Consider the following 20,690-nt stretch of genomic DNA (forward strand, 5'->3'; position numbering starts at 1 on the left):
TGCCTGCAACTCGAATTATTTAGGGTATACATAGTGTGGTGTGAATTAAGCGGACTGAGCCACGGCTTCAGTCTGGGCGGCTGCGTTGTCGCGTTCTTGCTGCAGCAGCTGTTTTTCGTAGGCTTTCAGGAACGGCATATACATCACCATTGCTGTGGCCATACAGATCAGGCACATGATCACCGGGCTGAAGCTCCAGTTAGCCGCCCACGACGCGCCAATCGGCGCCGGGGTGGTCCACGGGGTCATCGAGACCACGCGACTCACCAGATCCAGCTTCAGGGCGAACCAGGCGAGAGTGGCGTTAATCATCGGTACCAGCACGAATGGCAGGAAGAACAGCGGGTTCATGATAATCGGCGCGCCGAACAGAATCGGTTCGTTGATGTTGAACACGCCCGGGACGACGCCCATACGTCCAATGGTACGCAGATGGACCGCCTTGCTGCGCAACAGCATCAGCGCCAGCGGCAGCGTCGAGCCAACGCCGCCAATCAGCAGGTAGTGGTCCCAGAAACCTTGCACATAGATGTGAGGGATCGCCGTACCCGCCGCCATAGCGGCCTGGTTTATCGACAGGTTCGCCATCCAGAACGGGTTCATGATCCCGGTGACGATCAGCGCCCCGTGGATCCCGGCAAACCACAGCACCTGGCAGACCAGCACCGACAGCAGAATGGCGGGTAAGGTATCGGAGGCGGCAACCAGCGGTTTCACCAGCGACATGATCGCTTCCGGAATGATCATCCCCAGCTGCGCTTCGATAAACAGGTTCAGCGGATGCAGCGTCAGGACGATAGCCAGCACCGGGATCAGGATTTCAAACGAGCGCGCGACGCCGGCCGGGACCTCAGGCGGAAGGCGAATGGTAATGTTGTGCCGCTTGAGGAAGGCGTACAGTTCGGTGGAGTAAATCGCCACCAGAATCGCGGTAAAAATCCCCTGTCCGGAGAAGTAAGCGGTGGAGATCTGCCCGTCTTTCAGCGGGGCGGCCACCAGCAGGAAGGACATCAGCGACAGCATGCCAGCGGTCAGTGAATCCAGGTTGTGATGTTTTGCCAGGCTGGCGGCGATGCCGACCGCGATAAACAGGGTCATCACCCCCATGCTGAAGTTAAAAGGCAGCATCAGGGCATCGCGATGATCGAGGGAGAACTGCAGCCACGCCCGGGCAAATCCCCAGCTGGTATCCGGCGAGAAGGGCGGGAAGATAAAGACCAGCAGGAAAGAGCCGACGATCATAAAGGGCAGCGCGGTGATGAAACCGTCGCGGATCGAGGTGACATACTTTTGCTGCCCGATTGCCCCGGCCATCGGCGTAATTTTTTGTTCAATAACGGCGATCAATTTAGCGTACAGAGAGCTCATGATCTTTCCTTAGTGGTTGTTATCAATCAGGGAGAGCGCGAAATCCAGTACGGCGCCGCCTTTCTGCATGCCGTAATCCATCATGTTGATGGGCTCCACGCGGATCCCATATTTGTCCGCCTGCTTTTGCAGATCTTTCTGCATATATTTCACCTGCGGGCCAAGCAGGACGACCTGATAGTTGCCGACCTGCTGATCAAACTCGGCGACGCCAAAGGCATTGATCTCCACCGGCAGACCGCGCTGCTCTGCTTCGGCAATCATTTTTTTCATCAGCAGGCTGGTGGACATACCTGCGGAACAACACAACATAATCTTTTTCATAAACCGTTCCTGGTGAGTTGGATGGGGGGACTATAGTCATAACGGCGTCATTACGGAAAGCGCTTTCCGTTTGTGGATTTATTAATTGTGATAACGATCACCTAAGGCGGGCTTTTACTTTATGTTGTAGTGCGCGATCATCCTGCCAACAAAACCACTCGATAAGGTAGAACCATGAACAATCCGTTGATGAATGTTGCCGTGGACATCATCGAACAGCGTCTGGCGCCACTGGCGAACGTCCTGACGCGCAATAATCACATTACGGCGATGCGCGATAGTTTTGCGCTGGCGATGCCGTTCGTGATTGTGGGGAGTTTACTGGTGCCCGTTTTGTTTCCGCCCGTTTCCATAAATGGCGCGACAACGTTCGGACAGTTCTACCTGTGGCTGCGCCCGATGCTGCTGCCGACGTTTGAACTGACCATCGGCCTGGTGGCGCTGATTGTCGCCTTCGGCGCCAGTGCCAGCCTGGCGAAGCAGTACCGCCTGCCGGAAAGGCTCTGCGGACTGACCGGCTGCCTGTCGTTTCTGCTGTTCATTGGCTTTCGTGATAATGGCGTAACCAATATTTTCCTCGGCGGCATGGGGATTTTTACCGCGCTGATATCCAGTACATATTCAATTGAAATAATTCGGTTTTTTTATAAAAGAGGCTGGTGCATTCGCCTGCCTGAAGAGGTGCCGCTGATGACCCGCAACGGCTTCCAGCTGCTGGTGCCGCTGCTGTTTGTGATGATTTCCATCAGCGTGGTCAATGCGCTGATGCAGCAAGCCACCGGGCGGATTTTACCGGAGCTGATCAGCGAAGCGGTCAGGCCGCTGGTGGTGGCCTCAGATACCCTGACCGCGGTACTTATCTCTTTGTTTATCTGTAATTTGCTGTGGTTTGTTGGTATCCATGGCGCGCTGATCATCACCGGAATAATGAACCCGTTCTGGATGACCTATCTGTTTGAAAACCAGCAGGCGCTGGCGGAAGGGGCGACGGCGTTACCGCATATCTACCTGCAGGGGTTCTGGGATTTCTACCTGCTGATTGGCGGCATTGGCTCGACGCTGCCGCTGGTCTTTATGGCGATGCGTAGCCGATCGCGACAGCTGAAAAGCGTCGGTAAAATTGGCCTTATCCCGTCGTTGTTTAATATCAACGAGCCGATCCTGTTTGGTTTTCCTATCATTATGAACCCGGTTTTCCTGCTGCCGTTTATCTTCGTCCCGTTGATAAACGCCTGTATCGCATGGTATTTGACGCAGATTGGCATCCTCGATCGGGCGGTGGCGATGTTGCCGTGGTCGATGCCGTCCCCGCTCGGCGCGGCCTGGTCTGCGAACGGCAGCTGGAAAAATCTCTGCATGACGTTGTTCGCCATCTTCAACGCGTGGATGCTGTACCGGCCGTTCTTTAAAGTCTACGAACGCCAGCTTGCCGACGCCGAACGCTAGTTTTTTGCCTTTCTCCTGGCCGATATCTCGCCCGCGTTATGCGGGCGTTTGCATATTTCATAGCGTGATGTAAATCACAAATATATCTGAGTCCCCCTCAAATTTGTGAACCAGACCAACAATAATGGAAAGCGTTTTCCGTTTGTGGATGTACATTTCCGAATTTTGTCAGTAGATTTCTTTTGGTGCACTGGGCCGTATTTTTCACCTCAACAGATGAGGTGACAGGGTAGACCTTTTTTTGGCTGCGCCGGTCAGGCGCGGCCTTTTTTCACTGACAGGAGGCGTTATGACCCGGTATCAGTTTCCGGAAGGCTTTTTTTGGGGGGCAGCAGCATCAGGTCCGCAAACGGAAGGGGTGAGCAACAAGCCGCACCGCTCGATTTGGGACAGCTGGTTTGCCGAGCAACCGGAACGCTTTTATCAGCAGATTGGACCGCAAACCGTCTGTGACACCTATCATCAATACCCGCAGGACGTGGCGTTGATGAAACAGACCGGCTTTAACTCCTTTCGTACCTCGATTCAATGGTCTCGCTTGATTGATGATTTTGAAACCGGGGCCGCCAATCCGGACGCGGTGCGTTTTTACAACGCCTATCTTGATGAGATGATCGCCAACGGTATCGAGCCGATGATCAACCTCTATCACTTCGATATGCCGGAAGCGTTGCAAAAGCAGTACGGCGGATTTGAGTCGGCGCACGTAACGGATCTCTTTGCCCGTTTCGCCCGCACCGCCTTCGAATTGTTTGGCCATAAAGTGAAATACTGGATCACCTTCAATGAGCCGATTGTGCCGGTGGAAGGGGGCTATCTGTACGATTTCCACTATCCGTGTAAAAAGGATGGCAAGCTGGCGGCGCAGGTGGCCTTTAACATTATGCTGGCCCACGCCAAAGCGATTCGCGAGTTCCGTGAGCTGGCGCTGCCGGGCGAGATCGGGGTGGTGCTGAACCTGACGCCTTCCTACACCCGCAACGACAGTCCGGAGGACAAAAAGGCGGCATGGTATGCGGATCTGTTTTTTAACCGCAGCTTCCTCGACCCGCTGGTCAAACATCAGTTCCCGAAAGAGCTGTGCGAAATTCTGGCCGCTCACGATTGCCTGCCGGAAGTGACGAAAGCCGACGTTGAGCTGATTACCGGTTCGCACGTCGATTTTCTCGGCGTGAACTACTACGTTCCGCGTCGGGTACAGGCGCGTGAGAGCGACTATACGCTGGACTATTTCACCCCGGAATATTACTTCGAAAACTACGTTAATCCTGAAGGGCGGTTTAACCCGTATCGCGATAACAACGAAATTCTGCCGCAGGCGATCTATGACATTGCCGCCAACGTGCGCGACAACTACGGCAATATTAAGTGGTTCCTCGCAGAAATTGGTATTGCGATGGATATCGAGTCGGAAGGGGAGCCGGGTGACGACGGGGTGATCGATGATTCATTCCGCATTCGTCTGATGGAAGAGCATCTGGTGCAGCTGCACCGGGCGATAGCCGACGGCGCCAATTGCTTCGGCGTGCACCAGTGGACCTTCATCGACAACTGGTCGTGGATTAACTCGTTCAAGCGCCGCTACGGCTTCTGGCGCCTCGATCTGCAAACCGGCGAGCGGCAGATAAAACGCAACGCGCTGTGGTTTGCCGAACTGGCGGCCAGTAACGGCTTCAGTGCCGAAAAATAGCCCCGCAAAATCTCCCGGAGGCGGCGCTGATGCGCCTGTCCGGGCTACAGACCGCACGATCCTGTAGCCCGGACAGATGCGCAGCATCGCCTCCGGGGTAACCAGACCGCACGCTCCCGTAGCCCGGACAGATGCGCAGCATCGCCTCCGGGGCAACCAGACCGCACGCTCCCGTAGCCCGGACAGATGCGCAGCATCGCCTCCGGGGCAACCAGACCGCACGATCCTGTAGCCCGGACAGATGCGCAGCATCGCCTCCGTGGCAACCAGACTGCACGCTCCCGTAGCCCGGACAAGATGCGCAGCATCGCCTCCGGGGAGAAGCCTCTGGCGCTACTTTTCCATCTCCGGCAGTGACGCAATCCAGTTCATCGCCAGCTGAGGCCACTCGGCGGCGGGTAGCCCCGTTGTTCCACGGATACCGAAACCGTGCTTACCCTCGGCAAACAGGTGTAACTCGGTCGGCACCTTGTGAGCACGCAACGCGTTAAACATCACCAACGCGTTATCGACCGGCACCGAAGGATCATCCACCGCATGCATAATGAACGTTGGCGGCGTCGCGGCGGTCACATTGTGCTCCGGCGAATAGCGACGTTGCTGTTCTGCCGTCGGCGTATCGCCAATCAACGCGTGGCGCGAACCGGGATGGGCAATGGCGGGATCCATCGAAATTACCGGATAGCCGAGCACCACAAAATCGGGGCGCGCGCTCAGGCCATCGACGGCGTCCGTGGCGGGATAGACCGCATCGTCATAACGGGTCTCGAGGCTGGCGGCGACATGACCGCCGGCAGAAAAGCCCATGATGCCGATTTTATGCGGGTCGATGTGCCACTCCGGGGCGCGGGCCCGCAGGGTGCGCAGCGCGCGCTGGGCATCGGCCAACGGCGCGTTGCTGCCTTCCGCGTGGCCGTCCGCCGGCATGCGGTAGGTCATGACGAACAGGGTATAGCCCTGCGCGGTAAACACCGGGGCAAGATCGCTGCCTTCTTTGTCCAGCACCACCCGCTGATAGGAACCGCCAGGGGTGACCAGCAGCGCAATACCGTTGGGCTTCGCGGGAGCATACACCGTGATCTCCGGCGCGCGGATACCGGTCACCGCGCGGTCGGGCAGGGCGCCATCTTTGCTACGATCCACCAGAGACGGGACCGCCGGGCTGTTTTTTGCACCGGGGGCCTCGCCGCCGGGCCAGACCGGTAGCGTGGGCAGGGCGGCGAGAGCCCCCTGAGAAGAGATAAGCAGAGTCATGGCTGCCGCCAGGGGTAAACGCGTCATAAGCATCTCCATGATGGAAAACGCTTATTTATCATTCATTCACGGCGGGTAACGCGAGGTGTCTCACAGAACACTGTTTCACTTTTATCGAAATGAAACAGTGTTTTGGATGGTGTTAAGCGCGGGTGGCAATCAGGATCGCCGAGGCCTTAATCAGCGCCAGCACGCGGCTGCCCTGCACCAGCTGCATCTCTTCCTGACTCTCGTTGGTCACGACCGCCACGATATCAAACCCGGCATCGGTAGTAATATGCACCGTCGCGTTCACCGCGCCTTCGGTCACCCGGCTGACGCTGCCGGCAAACTGGTTACGGGCAGAAAACTTCAGGCCGCACGCTTCCGTTGCCAGGGTCACCCACGGGGCTTTAATCAAGGCGATAGCTTCTTTGCCAGGGACCAGCCCCAGCGCCTGCTGGCTGCTGTGGGTGACAATCGCCACCAGCGTTGCGCCGCCGGTGAGCGTCAATTCAATTTCATCATTGACCGCGCCGGTGGCAACGGCACTCACCGTGCCGGTCAGTTGGTTACGTGCTGATACCGCCATAAAACCTCCTTCCAGTGACTGATTGCGATAAGTACAAAACTTATACTAACTCATCTTTGCCAATTCCCAGGCGTTTCATGCGGGAAAGCAGCGTGGTGCGTTTGAGACCCAGCCGTTGCGCGGCCCCTTTCGGCCCGGCAACCACCCCGTTACTCTCTTTCAGCACCCGAACAATCAGCTGATATTCGTCTTCCCCCTCCTGCGGCAGAGCGGCCTCCGGTAGCGTTTCCGGCTTAATATTCAGCTCTGGCAGCGACAGCTGGAGCACGCTACCGCGGGTCAGCAGCACCGCGCGCTCAATCACGTTCTCCAGTTCCCGCACGTTGCCTGGCCACTCCATCCGGCTGAGGGTACGCAGGGTCTCCGCCGGAATGCTGTCGATATTGCGCCCGAGGCGGCGGGCGATTTTAAAGGTAAACGCTTTGACCAGCAGCGGGATATCGTCCGGGCGCTCGCGGAGCGGCGGCAGATGGATCGGGAAGACGTTCAGACGGTAATAGAGATCGCTACGGAATTCGCGATCGGCGACCATCTGTTTAAGATCGCGGTTAGTCGCGGCGATCAGCCGGACGTCGGTCTGGATCAGCTTATTGCTACCGAGCCGCTCAAATTCCTGCTCCTGCAACACCCGCAGCAGCTTCGGCTGCAGCTCCAGCGGCATATCGCCCACTTCGTCGAGGAACAGGGAGCTTTTATCCGCCAGCTCGAAACGGCCGATACGCTGCGCGCTGGCCCCGGTAAAGGCACCACGCTCATGGCCGAAGAGATCGCTCTCCAGCAGCCCGGCAGGCATCGCGGCGCAGTTCATTTTTACCATCCGCCGGCCGTTGCGTCCGCTGAGATTATGGATCGCCCGGGCAATCAACTCCTTGCCGGTGCCGGTTTCACCGAGGATCAGCACGGTGCTGTCGCTCTGCGCCACCATCTCGACCTGCTTGAGCACGCTGTGCATGGCTTCGCTGCGGCCGATAATTTCACCAAACTCGCTCTCGACGTTATTCAGTTGCTCGGTCAGCGCCAGGTTTTCGTCAACCAGCCGCTCTTTCAGACGCTGAATTTCCTGGTAGGCGAGGGCGTTATCGATGGCGATCGATACCCGCTCGGCAATCTGGCGCAGCAGCTTGAGGTTGGTGGTGGTGAATACTTTCTCGTCGCACTGCGCCAGCTTCAGCACTCCCAGCAAATTATTGCCGGACATCAGCGGCAGCAGGCACAGGGTCTGGATCTGGTTGCCCCACATCTCGAAGAGCATTTTTTCATACGGCGCCAGCGAGTCGTGCTCGTGCAAGTTGAGCAGCAGCATCTCTTTGCTTTTAAACACCCGCTCGGTCAGAGTGCCGGCCTCGTTGACCTCGCTCTGGTCGTGCACCGGGTGGCTGGCGTCAAGATAGTGGGTCGAGTAGATATTCAGCTTGCCCTTGCGGCTGCTGTGCAGCACCACGCTGATGGCGTCGATGCGGAAATAGCGGTGAATCTCCTTCGCCACCTCGCCTACCAGCTCATCGATATCCAGCCGGGAGAGCACGGCATTGGTAATGGCGACCAGAATGCGGAAGTTGTCGCGCTCGTGGCACAGCAGATCGTAATCCACATTGTTGCTGACCCGGCTCTGGATTTGTTCGGTTACCACCGCAACCAACTGGGTAAAGGTATGCAGCCGCTGGTACTCTTTTTCGGTCCAGGGGCGGTCGTCGTTGCGGATAAACTCGCAGCCGCCGAAGATGCGACCTTCCGCCGCCAGCGGCAGCAGGCAGTAATAACCGAATGGCGGATACAAACCGCAGCCGGCCAGCTGCGGCCAGGCTTCGACAAAGGTGGCGTGGTCACAATGCAGCGCATCGGGGCGCGACAGCAGGCGGCGCACCGGCCCGTGGGCCAGTAAGGTTTCATCTTCATAGCTGACCGGCAGGCCCGCGTCGTCGCAGGCGTAGCGGGTCGCGCGATGGTTTCCGGCATTCCACAGGATAATGGCCGCGCGATCTGCCAGCGCAGATTGCTGAACCAGGCGGGTTAGCGTTTCACTCAGCGCGGCCAGGTCAGGCTGCTGTAACAGAATACGGGTGATATCGAACAGCCCTTGCTGCCCAAAATCGCCCAGTGGTGTATACGACATTGCTTAAGTCCAAAAAGCGCCATTCAGGCGGCGCATAAGAAAGTGATGACACAAATAATAGTATGTTAAAAAGCAGTCGTTGCCGCGGTAATCCATCCGTGGTGGCCCGATGGTTTGGGCTGGATAATCATGCTGAGATGCTGATGTTTTTCCCGGAGGCGATGCTGCGCATCTGTCCGGGCTACGGTTAACAAATTCGTGGTAAAGGCTCGGCGTGAGGCAGATCCAGCGTGCGTTTGACCCCGTATAACCCGACGGAACGTACGCCGCGGCGTTCAACCACCTCGCCAATCATCGCTGCATCGCGGCCCAGCGGATGGCTACGCAGCTGCGCCAGCGCCGCTTCCGCTGCCTCCCGGGCAACGGCAATCACCAGCTTGCCTTCGTTGGCGAAGTTAAGCGCATCCAGGCCTAATAACTCGCACACTCCGCGCACGGTATCGTTGACCGGCAGCGTCTGTTCATGCAGCTCGATGCCGCAGCCGCTGGTGGCGGCGAACTCATGGGCCACCGCGTTGACTCCGCCGCGAGTGGCATCGCGCAGGGCTTTGACGCCGGGAACGTCGCGCAGGGTCTGAATCAGCGGCGTGAGCACCGCGCAGTCGCTGGAGAGCGCGCCGTCCAGCCCCATCTGCTCGCGCAGGTTGAGGATAGTGGCGCCGTGATCGCCGAGGGTGCCGCTGACCAGCAGGACATCGCCGGGGGTAATCTGCTGCGCGCCCCAGCGAATGTCCGCCGGTATCGCGCCGATCCCGGCGGTGTTGATAAACAGTTTATCCGCCGCGCCGCGCGGCACGACTTTGGTATCGCCGGTCACGATGGCAATCCCGGCGGCCTGCGCGGTATGGGCCATGCTGTTGACCACCCGTTCGAGGATGCTCATCTCCAGCCCCTCTTCGAGAATAAACCCGCAGGAGAGATAGCGCGGCAGGGCGCCGCTGACCGCCACGTCGTTGGCGGTACCGCATACCGCCAGCTTGCCGATATCGCCGCCGGGGAAAAACAGCGGGTCAATGACGTAGCTGTCGGTGGAGAAGGCGAGGCGGTCGCCGAGGGCGGCTAACTGCGCCAGATCAAGACGCGCCTGATCTTCCTGCTCCGCCAGCCACGGGTTGGCAAACGCCTGCATAAACAGGGAGGCGATCAGCTGCTGCATCGCCTGACCGCCGCTACCGTGGGCTAACTGGACGCTTTTCATGCTTCGTTTTCCTGACTGCGATATTGATACCAGGCGGCGCATGCGCCTTCTGATGAGACCATCAGCGCGCCGAAGGCGCTCTGGGGATTACAGACTTTGCCGAACAGCGAACACTGGTGCGGCTTGCAGCGACCGGTCAGCACGTCGCCGCAGCGGGCGCGCGGATCGTCACAGACGCGCTGCGGCGCCGGGCGGAAATGGGCCTCGGCATCGAAACGCTGGTAGGCGGGCGTCAGGCATACGCCGGAATCGCTGATGACCCCCAGGCCGCGCCATTCGCTGTCGCCGCTGAGGCAGAAAACATCGGCTATTGCCGATTGCGCCAGCGGATTGCCTTCATCAGGCACCACGCGGCGATACTGATTTTCCACCTGACTGTGCCTCGCTATTGTCTGCTCAACCAGCATCACCGCGCCTTGCAGTAGATCAAGCGGTTCGAATCCAGCGACCACTAAAGGACGATGATAGTCGCTGGCGATAAAACCGTAGGCGTCGGTACCAATGACCATGCTGACGTGACCGGGGGCAAGAAAGGCGTCGATGCCGTTGTCCGGCTGGTCGAGCAGGCTGCGCAGGGTCGGGAGCAGCGTGATGTGCTGGCAGAAGAAGTAGAAATTGTCGACGCCGCGCTCGCGGGCGTGGCGGAGGGTCAGGGCGGTGGCGGGCATGGTGGTTTCAAAACCGAGGCCGAAGAAGACCACTTCACGCTCCGGGTTCTGCTGCGCCAGCTTCAGGGCGTCCATCGGCGAATAGACGATGCGCACATCGGCGCCGCGGGCTTTTGCCTGCAGCAATGAACCGTTTTTGCCGGGCACGCGCATGGCGTCGCCGAAGGTACAGAAAATCACGCCCGGACGGCTGGCGATGTCGATACAGGTGTCGATACGCCCCATCGGCAGCACGCAGACCGGGCAGCCAGGACCATGAATGAATTCAATATTGTCGGGAAGCAGCTGGTCGAGGCCGAATTTAAAAATGGCGTGGGTGTGGCCGCCGCAGACTTCCATAATCCGCAGCGGGCGTTCGGCGGTATGGGGAAGCAGTTGCGCCCGCGCCTGCAGGTGCTCAACCAGCAGCATCACCTGTTCCGGGGCGCGGTATTCATCAACGAAACGCATTATCGCTCCTCGCCGTACAGCAGCGCGCCGACGTCCGGCTCGACTTCAAACATATTCTGCAGCGCCTCGAGAGTATCCCGGGCTTCGGCTTCATTAATGATGCTCATGGCGAAGCCGACGTGGACCAGCACCCACTGCCCGAGGCGCGGCTGACCGTGCTCGTCGACGGCGCCGACAAGGGTCAGATCGACTTCGCGCTGAATGCCGCACACTTCGACCTTCGCCTGGTTGCCATCAATGGCGCAGATTTGTCCCGGAATGCCTATGCACATTGCTGCGCCTCCAGCCAGTTGAGCCACGTATCCATGCCTTCACCGCTGGTGGCGGAGAGCATGATGATCTCAATATTGGGATTCACCTCCCGGGCACTGGCGAGGCACTTCTCCACATCAAAGTTGAGGTACGGCAGCAGATCGATTTTGTTCAGCAGCATCAGGCTGGCGGCAGCGAACATATGCGGGTATTTCAGCGGCTTGTCTTCCCCTTCGGTCACCGACAGCACCGCCACTTTATGACGTTCGCCGAGATCGAAGCTGGCCGGACACACCAGGTTGCCGACGTTTTCAATAAACAGAATTCCGTTATCCGCCAGCGGCAGGCGCGGGGCGGCATCGGCGATCATCTGCGCATCGAGATGACAGCCTTTACCGGTGTTGACCTGAATGGCCGGGGTGCCGGTGGCGCGAATACGCGCCGCGTCGTTGATGGTCTGCTGGTCGCCTTCGATAACCGCGCACGGCGTTTTGCCTTTCAGGCGCAGTAAGGTTTCGCTCAGCAGGGTGGTTTTACCGGAGCCAGGGCTGGAGACCAGGTTCAGCACCACCTGGCCGCGGGCGGCAAAGCGGGCGCGATTGCGGGCGGCCAGCCGGTTATTTTTATCCAGCACGTCGATCTCCACCTCCAGCATCCGGCGCTGGCTCTGGCCCGGCGCGTGGGTTCCTGCTTCGCCGTGGCCGTAGTGCAGGTCGCCGCTTTCAGAGCGGGTAGGGGTGAAGTTATCGGTTTTGACGCCGGTAATGGTCATGGTCTGGCGCGGGGCCGGCGCGAAGGGGGCGCTGCGAAACGCCGAGTGGGGGTTATGTTCATCACCTTCGATATAAAGGTTGCCTTCCCCACAGCCGCAAGTCGTACACATAATTTACTCCTGGTCTATCCCGTCGTCGTTCAGGTTGTTTTGGTTTTGCCGGAAACAACCTGAATCAGTCGGGGCTCACTTCTATTCGTTGGATCTGTAAGCCGTCGTCGGCGACGATTTGTAAGGTGTCGCTCTGACACTGCGGGCACCGACGCACATGCTGCGAGATGAGATGCACATACTGCTGGCAGGATTCACACCAGCATTCCGCCTGCTGTTCGTCGATATGCAACTCGCAGCCTTCCGCCAACGTCCCGCGGCACACCAGTTCAAAGCAGAAAGTCAGCGCGCTGGCTTCCACGCAGGAAAAGGCGCCGACTTTCAGCCACACGCCGGTGACCCGTTGTGCCCCGGCCTGCTGCGCTTGTTGTTCAATAATTTCCAGCGCCCGCTGGCTGAGCGTGATTTCGTGCATGGCTGCCTCCGTATCTCTATAGGCCTTATATGCAATAACGATGCCAGCTCACCGTTATTGTCGGCGTGGCTGTCGATGACGACAGTGAATGGCTGTCATCGACATGTCAGTTCAGGACGTTGGTTTTGTTAATTTCATTCAATATCAAGTAGTTAAAATTTGGCATGGAAAATGCTAGTACGGTGCATCTCATGAAAACGGGGAATCCGAGATGACTATTTGGGAAATAAGTGAAAAGGCGGACTACATCGCCGATCGTCACCGTCGCTATCAGGATCAGTGGCGGCATTACTGCAATTCGCTGGTTCAGGGCATCACGCTGTCCAAGGCACGTTTGCATCACGCGATGAGCTGCGCGCCGGACAAAGAGCTGTGCTTTGTTTTATTTGAACATTTTCAGGTGTATGTCGCACTGGCGGAAGGGTTCAACAACCACACCATCGAGTACTACGTTGAAACACGCAACAGCGATGATAAGCGTCTGATTGCTAAAGCAACGCTGGCCTCCGACGGCACCATTGATGGCCGTATCAGCAACCGTTCGCGCGAACAGGTGCTGGAGCATTATCTGGCGATTATCGCCAGCGTGTATGACCGTCTGTATGACGCCATGGAACGCGACCAACCGGTGGATTTAAGCCATCTGGTGTTGGCTCATTAACCGTAGGTGTCGACAGGTGTCGAAAATGACAGCTGAACACCCTGATTTCGTCAAAAATGACTGTCACCCGAGGATGATCCGGTGAACCGTTTTGTAATTGCTGACTCCACCGTCTGTATTGGCTGCCGCACCTGCGAAGCCGCCTGCGCAGAGACGCACCGCCAGCACGGCCTGCAGGCCATGCCGCGACTGCAGGTCATGCGTAATGAAAAAGAATCCGCGCCGCAGATGTGCCACCACTGCGAAGACGCACCCTGCGCCGCCGTGTGCCCGGTTAATGCGATTAACCGCGTTGATGGCGCTATCCAACTGAATGAAAGCCTGTGCGTAAGCTGCAAGCTGTGCGGGATTGCCTGCCCGTTTGGGGCGATCGAATTTTCCGGCAGCCGTCCGCTGGATATTCCGGCGAATGCCAATACGCCTCTGGCACCCGCCGCGCCACCGGCCCCTGCACGCGTCAGTTCGCTGCTCGACTGGGTTCCCGGCGTGCGGGCTATCGCCGTGAAATGCGACCTGTGCCATTTCGATGAGCAGGGACCGGCCTGTGTCCGGACCTGTCCGACCAAAGCGCTGCTGCTGGTGGATATTCGTGATATCGCCCAGGCCAGCAAGCGTAAGCGCGAGCTGACCTTTAATACCGACCTCGGCGATCTGTCGCTGTTTCAGGCGCAACAAGGGGGCGTGAAATGAGTGTGATTTCTTTAGTCAATCAGGCTGTGGTCTGGTATGCCGTCAGCGGCGTGCTGGCCTTTCTCTTTACCATGCGTAAATCGCTGAGCGGCGCAATTGCCGGGATTGGTGGCGCGGTGGCCAGCGTGATGCTGGTGCTGGCGGGCGGCGCAGCGCTGCTGATGCCGGAGCGGATGAACGGCGGCGTCCTGCAGTTGCTGAACCTCACCATGCGGGTTGGCGGGATTAACGCGCTGTGGCTGCTGGCCATCGGCCTGTCGGCTTTACCGATTTCGCTGTTCAATATTGCGTGGCACCGCCACCCGCAGGTCAAAGCCAACGGCCTGCTGGTGAACCTGCTGCTGGCGGCGGCCACCAGTGCGGTCGTGGTGACGAACTTCGGTGCGCTGGTGGTGATGGCGGAAATCATGGCCCTGTGCGCCGCCTTCCTGACCGGCTGCGCACAGTCCGGCAAGCTGTGGTTTGTACTGGGACGTCTCGGCACTCTGCTGCTGGCCTGGACCTGCTGGCTGGTCTGGTCGACCTACGGCACGCTTGAAGTGGCGCAGATTAACCGTCTGTCGCTGGGCGTCGCGCCGGATATGCTGCTGTGGCTGCCGGGACTGATTGGCTTCGCTCTGCTGGCCGGGGTGATCCCGCTGCACGGCTGGGCGCCGCAGGCGCATGCTGGCGCCAGCGCTCCGGCTGCCGCGCTGTTCTCCACCGTGGTAATGAAAGTCGGTCTGTACGGTATTTTGACGGTCTCATTGGCCGGGAGCGTACCGCCGCTGTGGTGGGGCGTGATGCTGCTGGTTCTGGGGATGATCACCGCTTTTGTCGGCGGGTTGTATGCGCTGATGGAGCACAATATTCAGCGTCTGCTGGCGTACCACACCCTCGAAAATATCGGCATTATTCTGCTCGGCCTTGGGGCCTTCGTCACCGGCGTGGCGACCCACAACGCCACCCTGATGCTGCTGGGCTTTATTGGCGGCATGTATCACCTGATCAACCACAGCCTGTTTAAAACCACGCTGTTCCTCGGCGCCGGCGCGGTCTGGTTCCGCACCGGTCATCGTGACATCGAAAAGCTCGGCGGAATTGGCAAAAAGATGCCGCTGATTTCGCTCTCGATGCTGGTGGGGCTGATGGCGATGGCCGCGCTGCCGCCGCTGAACGGCTTTGCTGGCGAGTGGGTTATCTATCAATCCTTCTTCACTCTGAGCACCGGCGATGCCTTTGCTGGTCGCCTGTTGGGACCGATGCTGGCAGTTGGACTGGCGATTACCGGCGCACTGGCGGTGATGTGCATGGCCAAAGTCTATGGCGTGACCTTCCTCGGCGCGCCGCGTAGCAAAGAGGCGGAAAACGCCACCTGTGCGCCGTGGCTGATGACCTTTAGCGTGGTGCTGGCTGCCGCCTGCTGTGTGGTGGGTGGGGTCGCTGCGCCGTGGCTGCTGCCGCTGGTTGGCGGTGCCTTCCCGGTACAGGCGGAAGTCTCAAGCGTGGTGTCGCAGCCGCTGATCGCGCTGCTGCTGATCGCCTGCCCGCTGCTGCCGTTGCTGCTGATGATCTTCTTCAAAGGCGACCGTCTGCCGGCCCGCTCGCGCGGTGCGGCCTGGGTGTGTGGCTACGACCATGAAAAATCGATGGTTATCACCGCCCACGGCTTCGCCATGCCGGTGAAAGAAGCCTTTGCACCGGTGCTGAAACTGCGTCACTGGCTGAACCCGGTCCGGCTGGTTCCCGGCTGGCAGAATGCTGCGGCGCCTGCGCTGTTCCGCAGCGTCGCGCTGGTTGAGCTGGCGGTGCTGGTGGTGATTGTGATTTCGCGAGGAGCCTGAGAATGAGCGTATTAATTGCATTGTTGCAGGCGCTGGTGCTGTTCGCCGCCGCGCCGCTGTTGTCCGGGATAACCCGCGTCGCCCGTGCTCGTCTGCATAACCGCCGCGGTCCGGGCGTGCTGCAGGAGTACCGGGATATCTTGAAGCTGCTGGGGCGCCAGAGCGTTGGCCCGGACGCTTCCGGTTGGGTGTTCCGCCTGACGCCGTACGTGATGGTCGGGGTGATGCTGACCATCGCCACCGCGCTGCCGGTGATCACCGTGGCCTCCCCGATGCCGGGGCTGGGCGACCTGATCACCCTGATCTACCTGTTCGCCATCGCTCGCTTCTTCTTCGCCATTTCTGGCCTAGATACCGGAAGCCCGTTTACGGCGCTTGGCAGCAGCCGCGAAGCGATGCTCGGCGTGCTGGTTGAGCCGATTCTGCTGCTCGGCCTGTGGGTCGCGGCGCAGGTCGCGGGTTCCACCCATATCAGCAACATCGCCGATACCCTTTATCACTGGCCTGCCGCGCGTAGCATTCCGTTGATTCTGGCGCTGTGCGCCTGCGCCTTCGCCACCTTTATCGAAATGGGCAAACTGCCGTTCGACCTGGCGGAAGCGGAGCAGGAGCTGCAGGAAGGGCCACTCACCGAATACAGCGGCAGCGGCTTTGCGGTCCTGAAGTGGGGGATCAGCCTCAAACAGCTGGTGGTGTTACAGATGTTTGTCGGCGTGTTTATCCCGTGGGGACAGATGACCTACTTCAGCGTCGGCGGACTGCTGCTGGCGCTGGTGCTGGCCGTCGTCAAGCTGGTGGCCGGCGTGCTGGTGATCGCCCTGTTCGAAAACAGCATGGCGCGTCTGCGTTTCTGTGCCACCTCCCGCGTCACCTGGGCCGGGTTTGGTTTCGCCTTTTTAGCCTTCGTCTCCTTGCTGGTGGCGTGATTTAAGAGAGTTTGAGCATGTCTGAAGAAAAAATCGGTCAACACTATCTCGCCGCTCTGCACCAGGCCTTCCCTGGCGTGGTGCTGGATGAAGCCTGGCAGACCAAAGACCAACTGACGGTTACGGTGAAGGTCAACTACCTGCCGGAAGTGGTCGAGTTCCTTTACTACCAGCAGGGCGGCTGGCTGTCGGTGCTGTTCGGCAACGACGAACGTAAGCTGAACGGCCACTACGCGGTGTACTACGTACTGTCGATGGAGCAGGGCACCAAATGCTGGATCACCGTGCGCGTGGAAGTCGATGCTGATAAGCCGGAATACCCGTCGGTGACGCCGCGCGTGCCTGCCGCGGTCTGGGGCGAGCGCGAAGTGCGCGATATGTACGGCCTGGTGCCGGTGGGACTGCCGGACGAACGTCGTCTGGTGCTGCCGGATGACTGGCCGGATGAACTCTATCCGCTGCGCAAAGACAGCATGGATTACCGTCAGCGCCCGGCGCCGACCACCGATGCGGAAACCTACGAGTTCATCAACGAACTGGGCAGCAAGAAAAACAACGTGGTGCCGATTGGCCCGCTGCACGTGACCTCCGATGAACCGGGCCACTTCCGCCTGTTTGTTGACGGCGAGAATATTATCGACGCCGATTACCGCCTGTTCTACGTCCACCGCGGCATGGAGAAACTGGCGGAAACCCGCATGGGTTACAACGAAGTGACCTTCCTCTCCGATCGCGTGTGCGGCATCTGCGGCTTTGCCCACAGCACTGCCTATACCACTTCCGTCGAGAATGCGATGGGCATCGTGGTGCCGGAGCGGGCGCAGATGATCCGCGCGATTCTGCTGGAAGTGGAGCGTCTGCACTCGCATCTGCTGAACCTCGGTCTGGCTTGCCACTTTACCGGCTTCGACTCCGGGTTTATGCAGTTCTTCCGGGTGCGCGAAACCTCAATGAAGATGGCTGAGATCCTTACCGGGGCGCGTAAAACCTACGGTCTGAATCTGATCGGCGGGATTCGTCGCGATCTGCTGAAAGATGACATGATCCAGACCCGTCAACTGGCGCAGCAGATGCGTCGTGACGTGCAGGATCTGGTGGATATGCTGCTCAGCACCCCGAACATGGAGCAACGTACCGTGGGTATCGGTCGTCTTGACCCGCAAATCGCCCGTGACTTCAGCAACGTTGGCCCGATGGTACGCGCCAGCGGCCACGCCCGTGACACCCGCGCCGACCACCCGTTTGTCGGCTATGGTCTGCTGCCGATGGAAGTCCACAGCGAGCAGGGCTGCGACGTGATTTCACGCCTGAAGGTGCGCATCAACGAGGTGTACACCGCGCTGAATATGATCGATTTCGGCCTCGACAACCTGCCGGGCGGCCCGCTGGCGGTTGAAGGATTCACCTATATTCCTCATCGCTTCGCGCTCGGCTTCTCGGAAGCGCCGCGCGGGGATGATATCCACTGGAGCATGACCGGCGACAACCAGAAACTGTATCGCTGGCGCTGCCGTGCTGCCACCTACGCTAACTGGCCGACCCTGCGCTACATGCTGCGCGGCAACACCGTCTCCGATGCGCCGCTGATTATCGGTAGCCTCGACCCTTGCTACTCCTGTACCGACCGCATGACCGTGGTCGACGTGCGCAAGAAGAAAAGCAAAGTGGTGCCGTACAAAGAGCTGGAGCGCTACAGCATCGAGCGTAAAAACTCGCCGCTGAAATAAGGAATCGCCATGTTTACCTTTATCAAGAAAGTCATTAAGACCGGGAATGCGACCCACTCCTATCCGCTGGAGCCGATGCCGGTAGATAAAAACTTCCGCGGCAAGCCGGAGCACAGCCCGCAGCAGTGCATCGGCTGCGCGGCCTGCGTCAATGCCTGCCCGTCCAACGCCCTGACGGTGGAAACCGATCTGGCGACGAACGAGCTGGCGTGGCAGTTCAATCTCGGGCGCTGCATCTTCTGCGGACGCTGCGAAGAGGTCTGCCCGACGACGGCGATTAAGCTTTCGCAGGAGTATGAGCTGGCGGTGTGGAAGAAAGAGGATTTCCTCCAGCAGTCGCGTTTCGACATCTGCCATTGCCGGGTGTGCGAACGGCCGTTTGCGGTGCAGAAGGAGATCGATTACGCCATTGCGCTGCTCAAGCACAACGGTGATTCCCGCGCCGAACTGCACCGCGAAAGCTTTGAGACCTGCCCGGAGTGCAAGCGCCAGAAATGCCTGGTGCCGTCCGACCGTATTGAACTGACTCGTCATATGAGAGAGGCCAGCTGATGAGCAACTTATTAGGCCCGCGCGATGATAACGGCATTCCGGTGTCGATGACGGTGGATGAATCCATTGCCAGCATGAAGGCATCGCTGCTGAAGAAAATTAAGCGTTCCGCCTACGTTTACCGCGTGGACTGCGGCGGCTGCAACGGCTGTGAAATCGAGATTTTCGCCACGCTTTCGCCGCTGTTTGATGCCGAACGCTTCGGGATCAAGGTGGTTCCGTCGCCGCGCCATGCCGATATTCTGCTGTTTACCGGCGCGGTCACGCGCGCTATGCGCTCGCCGGCGCTGCGGGCATGGCAGTCAGCACCGGACCCGAAAATCTGTATCTCCTACGGCGCCTGCGGCAATAGCGGCGGTATTTTCCACGACCTGTACTGCGTCTGGGGCGGCACCGACAAAATCGTGCCGGTGGATGTTTATATCCCAGGCTGCCCGCCGACGCCTGCCGCTACGCTGTACGGCTTTGCGATGGCGCTGGGTCTGCTGGAGCAGAAAATTCACGCGCGTCTGCCGGGTGAAGAAGACGACAAAGCGGCGGAGATCCTGCACCCGAACATGGTGCAGCCGCTGCGCGTTCGCATCGACCGCGAAGCGCGGCGCCTGGCGGGCTATCGCTACGGCCGCCAGATCGCCGACGACTATATGCGGCTGCTGGGGCAGGGCGATAACCAGGTGCTGCGGTGGCTGGAGGCGGAAAAAGATCCGCGTCTGACCGAGATTATTACCCATCTGAATCAGGTGGTTGAGGAGACGCGTATCCGATGAGCGAGACGGTGGTGTTCAGTCAGCTGAGCCGTAAATTTATTGATGAGAACGATGCCACGCCGGATCAGGCGCAGCAGGTGGTCTATTACAGCCTGGCGATTGGCCACCACCTCGGCGTTATCGACTGTCTGGAGACGGCGCTGAGCTGCCCGTGGGATGAGTATCTGGCATGGATTGGCACGCTCGAAGCAGGAAGTACCGCGCGGCGCAAAATGGAAGGGGTGCCGAAGTATGGCGAGATTGTCATCGACAGTAACCACGTGGTGATGCTCGCGAATGCTTTCGATAAAGCCCAGGCCGGGCAGACTGCACAGCAGCAGGCATGGAGCAAAACGATGCTCAGCATGCTGCATGATATTCACCAGGAAAGCGCCATCTACCTGATGGTGAGGAGACTCCGTGACTGACGTTTTACTCTGTGTCGGCAACAGCATGATGGGCGACGACGGCGCCGGTCCGCTGCTGGCGGAAATGTGTGCCGCCAACCCGCAGGGCGACTGGGTGGTGATTGATGGCGGCAGCGCGCCGGAAAATGACATCGTGGCGATCCGCGAACTGCATCCTACTCGGCTGTTGATTGTCGATGCCACCGATATGGGGCTGAACCCCGGCGAGATCCGCATTGTCGACCCTGACGATATCGCCGAGATGTTTATGATGACCACCCACAATATGCCGCTCAACTATCTGATCGACCAGCTGAAAGAGGACGTTGGCGAGGTGATCTTCTTAGGCATTCAGCCGGATATCGTCGGGTTTTACTACCCGATGACCCAGCCGATTAAAGAGGCGGTGGAAGTGGTGTATCACAAGCTGAACGGCTGGCAAGGACAGGGCGGCTTTGCCGCGCTGGAAGCGCCGGAAGATTAAGTTTTTACGCTAAGACCTGGCCTGAACAGGGGTCAGGAAGAG

At 59.1% G+C, this 20,690-nt stretch carries 21 protein-coding genes; 11 read left to right on the forward strand and 10 right to left on the reverse strand.

Annotated features, from left to right (window positions below):
• Positions 1-45: 45 nt before the first annotated feature.
• Entirely contained in the window at positions 46-1,368 is a 1,323-nt protein-coding gene (locus EDF82_RS17360) for a PTS sugar transporter subunit IIC (protein ID WP_123756760.1), read from the reverse strand.
• Between the two features lie 9 nt (positions 1,369-1,377).
• Positions 1,378-1,692 (reverse strand): PTS sugar transporter subunit IIB, encoded by a 315-nt coding sequence (locus EDF82_RS17365; RefSeq protein ID WP_123756761.1) that lies wholly within the window; start codon positions 1,690-1,692, stop codon positions 1,378-1,380.
• A gap of 174 nt (positions 1,693-1,866) precedes the next feature.
• On the opposite strand from EDF82_RS17365, the gene EDF82_RS17370 reads away from it, so the two are divergent.
• Both EDF82_RS17370 and EDF82_RS17375 read left to right on the forward strand, forming a co-directional pair.
• A complete protein-coding gene (locus tag EDF82_RS17370; protein WP_123756762.1) occupies positions 1,867-3,138 on the forward strand; it encodes a PTS sugar transporter subunit IIC in 1,272 nt (423 codons plus the stop codon).
• Positions 3,139-3,427: 289 nt separating this feature from the next.
• Positions 3,428-4,828, forward strand: coding sequence for a glycoside hydrolase family 1 protein (locus EDF82_RS17375; RefSeq protein ID WP_123756763.1), 1,401 nt, complete (start codon positions 3,428-3,430; stop codon positions 4,826-4,828).
• A gap of 333 nt (positions 4,829-5,161) precedes the next feature.
• On the opposite strand, the gene EDF82_RS17380 is transcribed toward EDF82_RS17375, so the two are convergent.
• From EDF82_RS17380 to hypA, 8 genes are all read right to left on the reverse strand, one after another.
• Positions 5,162-6,109, reverse strand: a complete 948-nt coding sequence (locus tag EDF82_RS17380; protein ID WP_123756764.1) for an alpha/beta hydrolase — start codon at positions 6,107-6,109, stop codon at positions 5,162-5,164.
• A 115-nt stretch (positions 6,110-6,224) separates the two neighbouring features.
• Positions 6,225-6,653 (reverse strand): molybdopterin-binding protein, encoded by a 429-nt coding sequence (locus tag EDF82_RS17385; RefSeq protein WP_123756765.1) that lies wholly within the window; start codon positions 6,651-6,653, stop codon positions 6,225-6,227.
• Between the two features lie 40 nt (positions 6,654-6,693).
• Positions 6,694-8,766, reverse strand: a complete 2,073-nt coding sequence (flhA, locus tag EDF82_RS17390; protein ID WP_123756766.1) for a formate hydrogenlyase transcriptional activator FlhA — start codon at positions 8,764-8,766, stop codon at positions 6,694-6,696.
• A gap of 187 nt (positions 8,767-8,953) precedes the next feature.
• Entirely contained in the window at positions 8,954-9,964 is a 1,011-nt protein-coding gene (hypE, locus tag EDF82_RS17395) for a hydrogenase expression/formation protein HypE (protein WP_123756767.1), read from the reverse strand.
• Positions 9,961-11,082, reverse strand: coding sequence for a hydrogenase formation protein HypD (hypD, locus tag EDF82_RS17400; protein ID WP_123756768.1), 1,122 nt, complete (start codon positions 11,080-11,082; stop codon positions 9,961-9,963). The genes hypE and hypD overlap by 4 nt, the downstream gene beginning before the upstream one ends.
• Entirely contained in the window at positions 11,082-11,354 is a 273-nt protein-coding gene (locus EDF82_RS17405) for a HypC/HybG/HupF family hydrogenase formation chaperone (protein ID WP_123756769.1), read from the reverse strand. Before EDF82_RS17405 ends, hypD begins: the two co-directional genes overlap by 1 nt.
• Positions 11,345-12,217 carry a hydrogenase nickel incorporation protein HypB gene (gene hypB, locus EDF82_RS17410; RefSeq protein ID WP_123756770.1) on the reverse strand — a complete coding sequence of 291 codons (873 nt, stop codon included), beginning with the start codon at positions 12,215-12,217 and terminating at the stop codon, positions 11,345-11,347. Before hypB ends, EDF82_RS17405 begins: the two co-directional genes overlap by 10 nt.
• A 64-nt stretch (positions 12,218-12,281) precedes the next feature.
• On the reverse strand, positions 12,282-12,632 hold the full coding sequence (gene hypA, locus EDF82_RS17415; RefSeq protein WP_123756771.1) for a hydrogenase maturation nickel metallochaperone HypA: 351 nt from the start codon (positions 12,630-12,632) through the stop codon (positions 12,282-12,284).
• Positions 12,633-12,843: 211 nt separating this feature from the next.
• On the opposite strand from hypA, the gene hycA reads away from it, so the two are divergent.
• The 9 genes from hycA (at position 12,844) to hycI (ending at position 20,648) form a co-directional block, all read left to right on the forward strand.
• A complete protein-coding gene (gene hycA, locus EDF82_RS17420; protein ID WP_123756772.1) occupies positions 12,844-13,293 on the forward strand; it encodes a formate hydrogenlyase regulator HycA in 450 nt (149 codons plus the stop codon).
• 81 nt (positions 13,294-13,374) lie between these two features.
• Positions 13,375-13,983: a 4Fe-4S dicluster domain-containing protein gene (locus EDF82_RS17425; protein ID WP_123756773.1), complete on the forward strand. Its 609-nt coding sequence runs from the start codon at positions 13,375-13,377 to the stop codon at positions 13,981-13,983.
• Positions 13,980-15,806 carry a formate hydrogenlyase subunit 3 gene (gene hycC, locus EDF82_RS17430; RefSeq protein WP_123756774.1) on the forward strand — a complete coding sequence of 609 codons (1,827 nt, stop codon included), beginning with the start codon at positions 13,980-13,982 and terminating at the stop codon, positions 15,804-15,806. Before EDF82_RS17425 ends, hycC begins: the two co-directional genes overlap by 4 nt.
• Positions 15,807-15,808: 2 nt before the next feature.
• The gene (locus EDF82_RS17435) at positions 15,809-16,732 is read left to right on the forward strand and encodes a respiratory chain complex I subunit 1 family protein (protein WP_123756775.1); all 924 of its coding nucleotides are present in this window, start codon (positions 15,809-15,811) and stop codon (positions 16,730-16,732) included.
• A gap of 17 nt (positions 16,733-16,749) precedes the next feature.
• Positions 16,750-18,459, forward strand: a complete 1,710-nt coding sequence (gene hycE, locus EDF82_RS17440) for a formate hydrogenlyase subunit HycE (RefSeq protein WP_123756776.1) — start codon at positions 16,750-16,752, stop codon at positions 18,457-18,459.
• Between the two features lie 9 nt (positions 18,460-18,468).
• Positions 18,469-19,011: a formate hydrogenlyase complex iron-sulfur subunit gene (locus EDF82_RS17445; RefSeq protein ID WP_123756777.1), complete on the forward strand. Its 543-nt coding sequence runs from the start codon at positions 18,469-18,471 to the stop codon at positions 19,009-19,011.
• Complete coding sequence (locus EDF82_RS17450; protein WP_123756778.1) at positions 19,011-19,778, forward strand: NADH-quinone oxidoreductase subunit B family protein; 768 nt, start codon at positions 19,011-19,013, stop codon at positions 19,776-19,778. The genes EDF82_RS17445 and EDF82_RS17450 overlap by 1 nt, the downstream gene beginning before the upstream one ends.
• Positions 19,775-20,185 (forward strand): formate hydrogenlyase maturation HycH family protein, encoded by a 411-nt coding sequence (locus EDF82_RS17455; RefSeq protein ID WP_123756779.1) that lies wholly within the window; start codon positions 19,775-19,777, stop codon positions 20,183-20,185. Before EDF82_RS17450 ends, EDF82_RS17455 begins: the two co-directional genes overlap by 4 nt.
• Positions 20,178-20,648, forward strand: a complete 471-nt coding sequence (gene hycI, locus EDF82_RS17460) for a hydrogenase maturation peptidase HycI (protein WP_123756780.1) — start codon at positions 20,178-20,180, stop codon at positions 20,646-20,648. The genes EDF82_RS17455 and hycI overlap by 8 nt, the downstream gene beginning before the upstream one ends.
• The last annotated feature ends 42 nt before the right edge of the window (positions 20,649-20,690 follow it).

Source organism: Klebsiella sp. BIGb0399 (assembly GCF_003752615.1).
GTDB classification, from domain to species: domain Bacteria; phylum Pseudomonadota; class Gammaproteobacteria; order Enterobacterales; family Enterobacteriaceae; genus Klebsiella; species Klebsiella lignicola.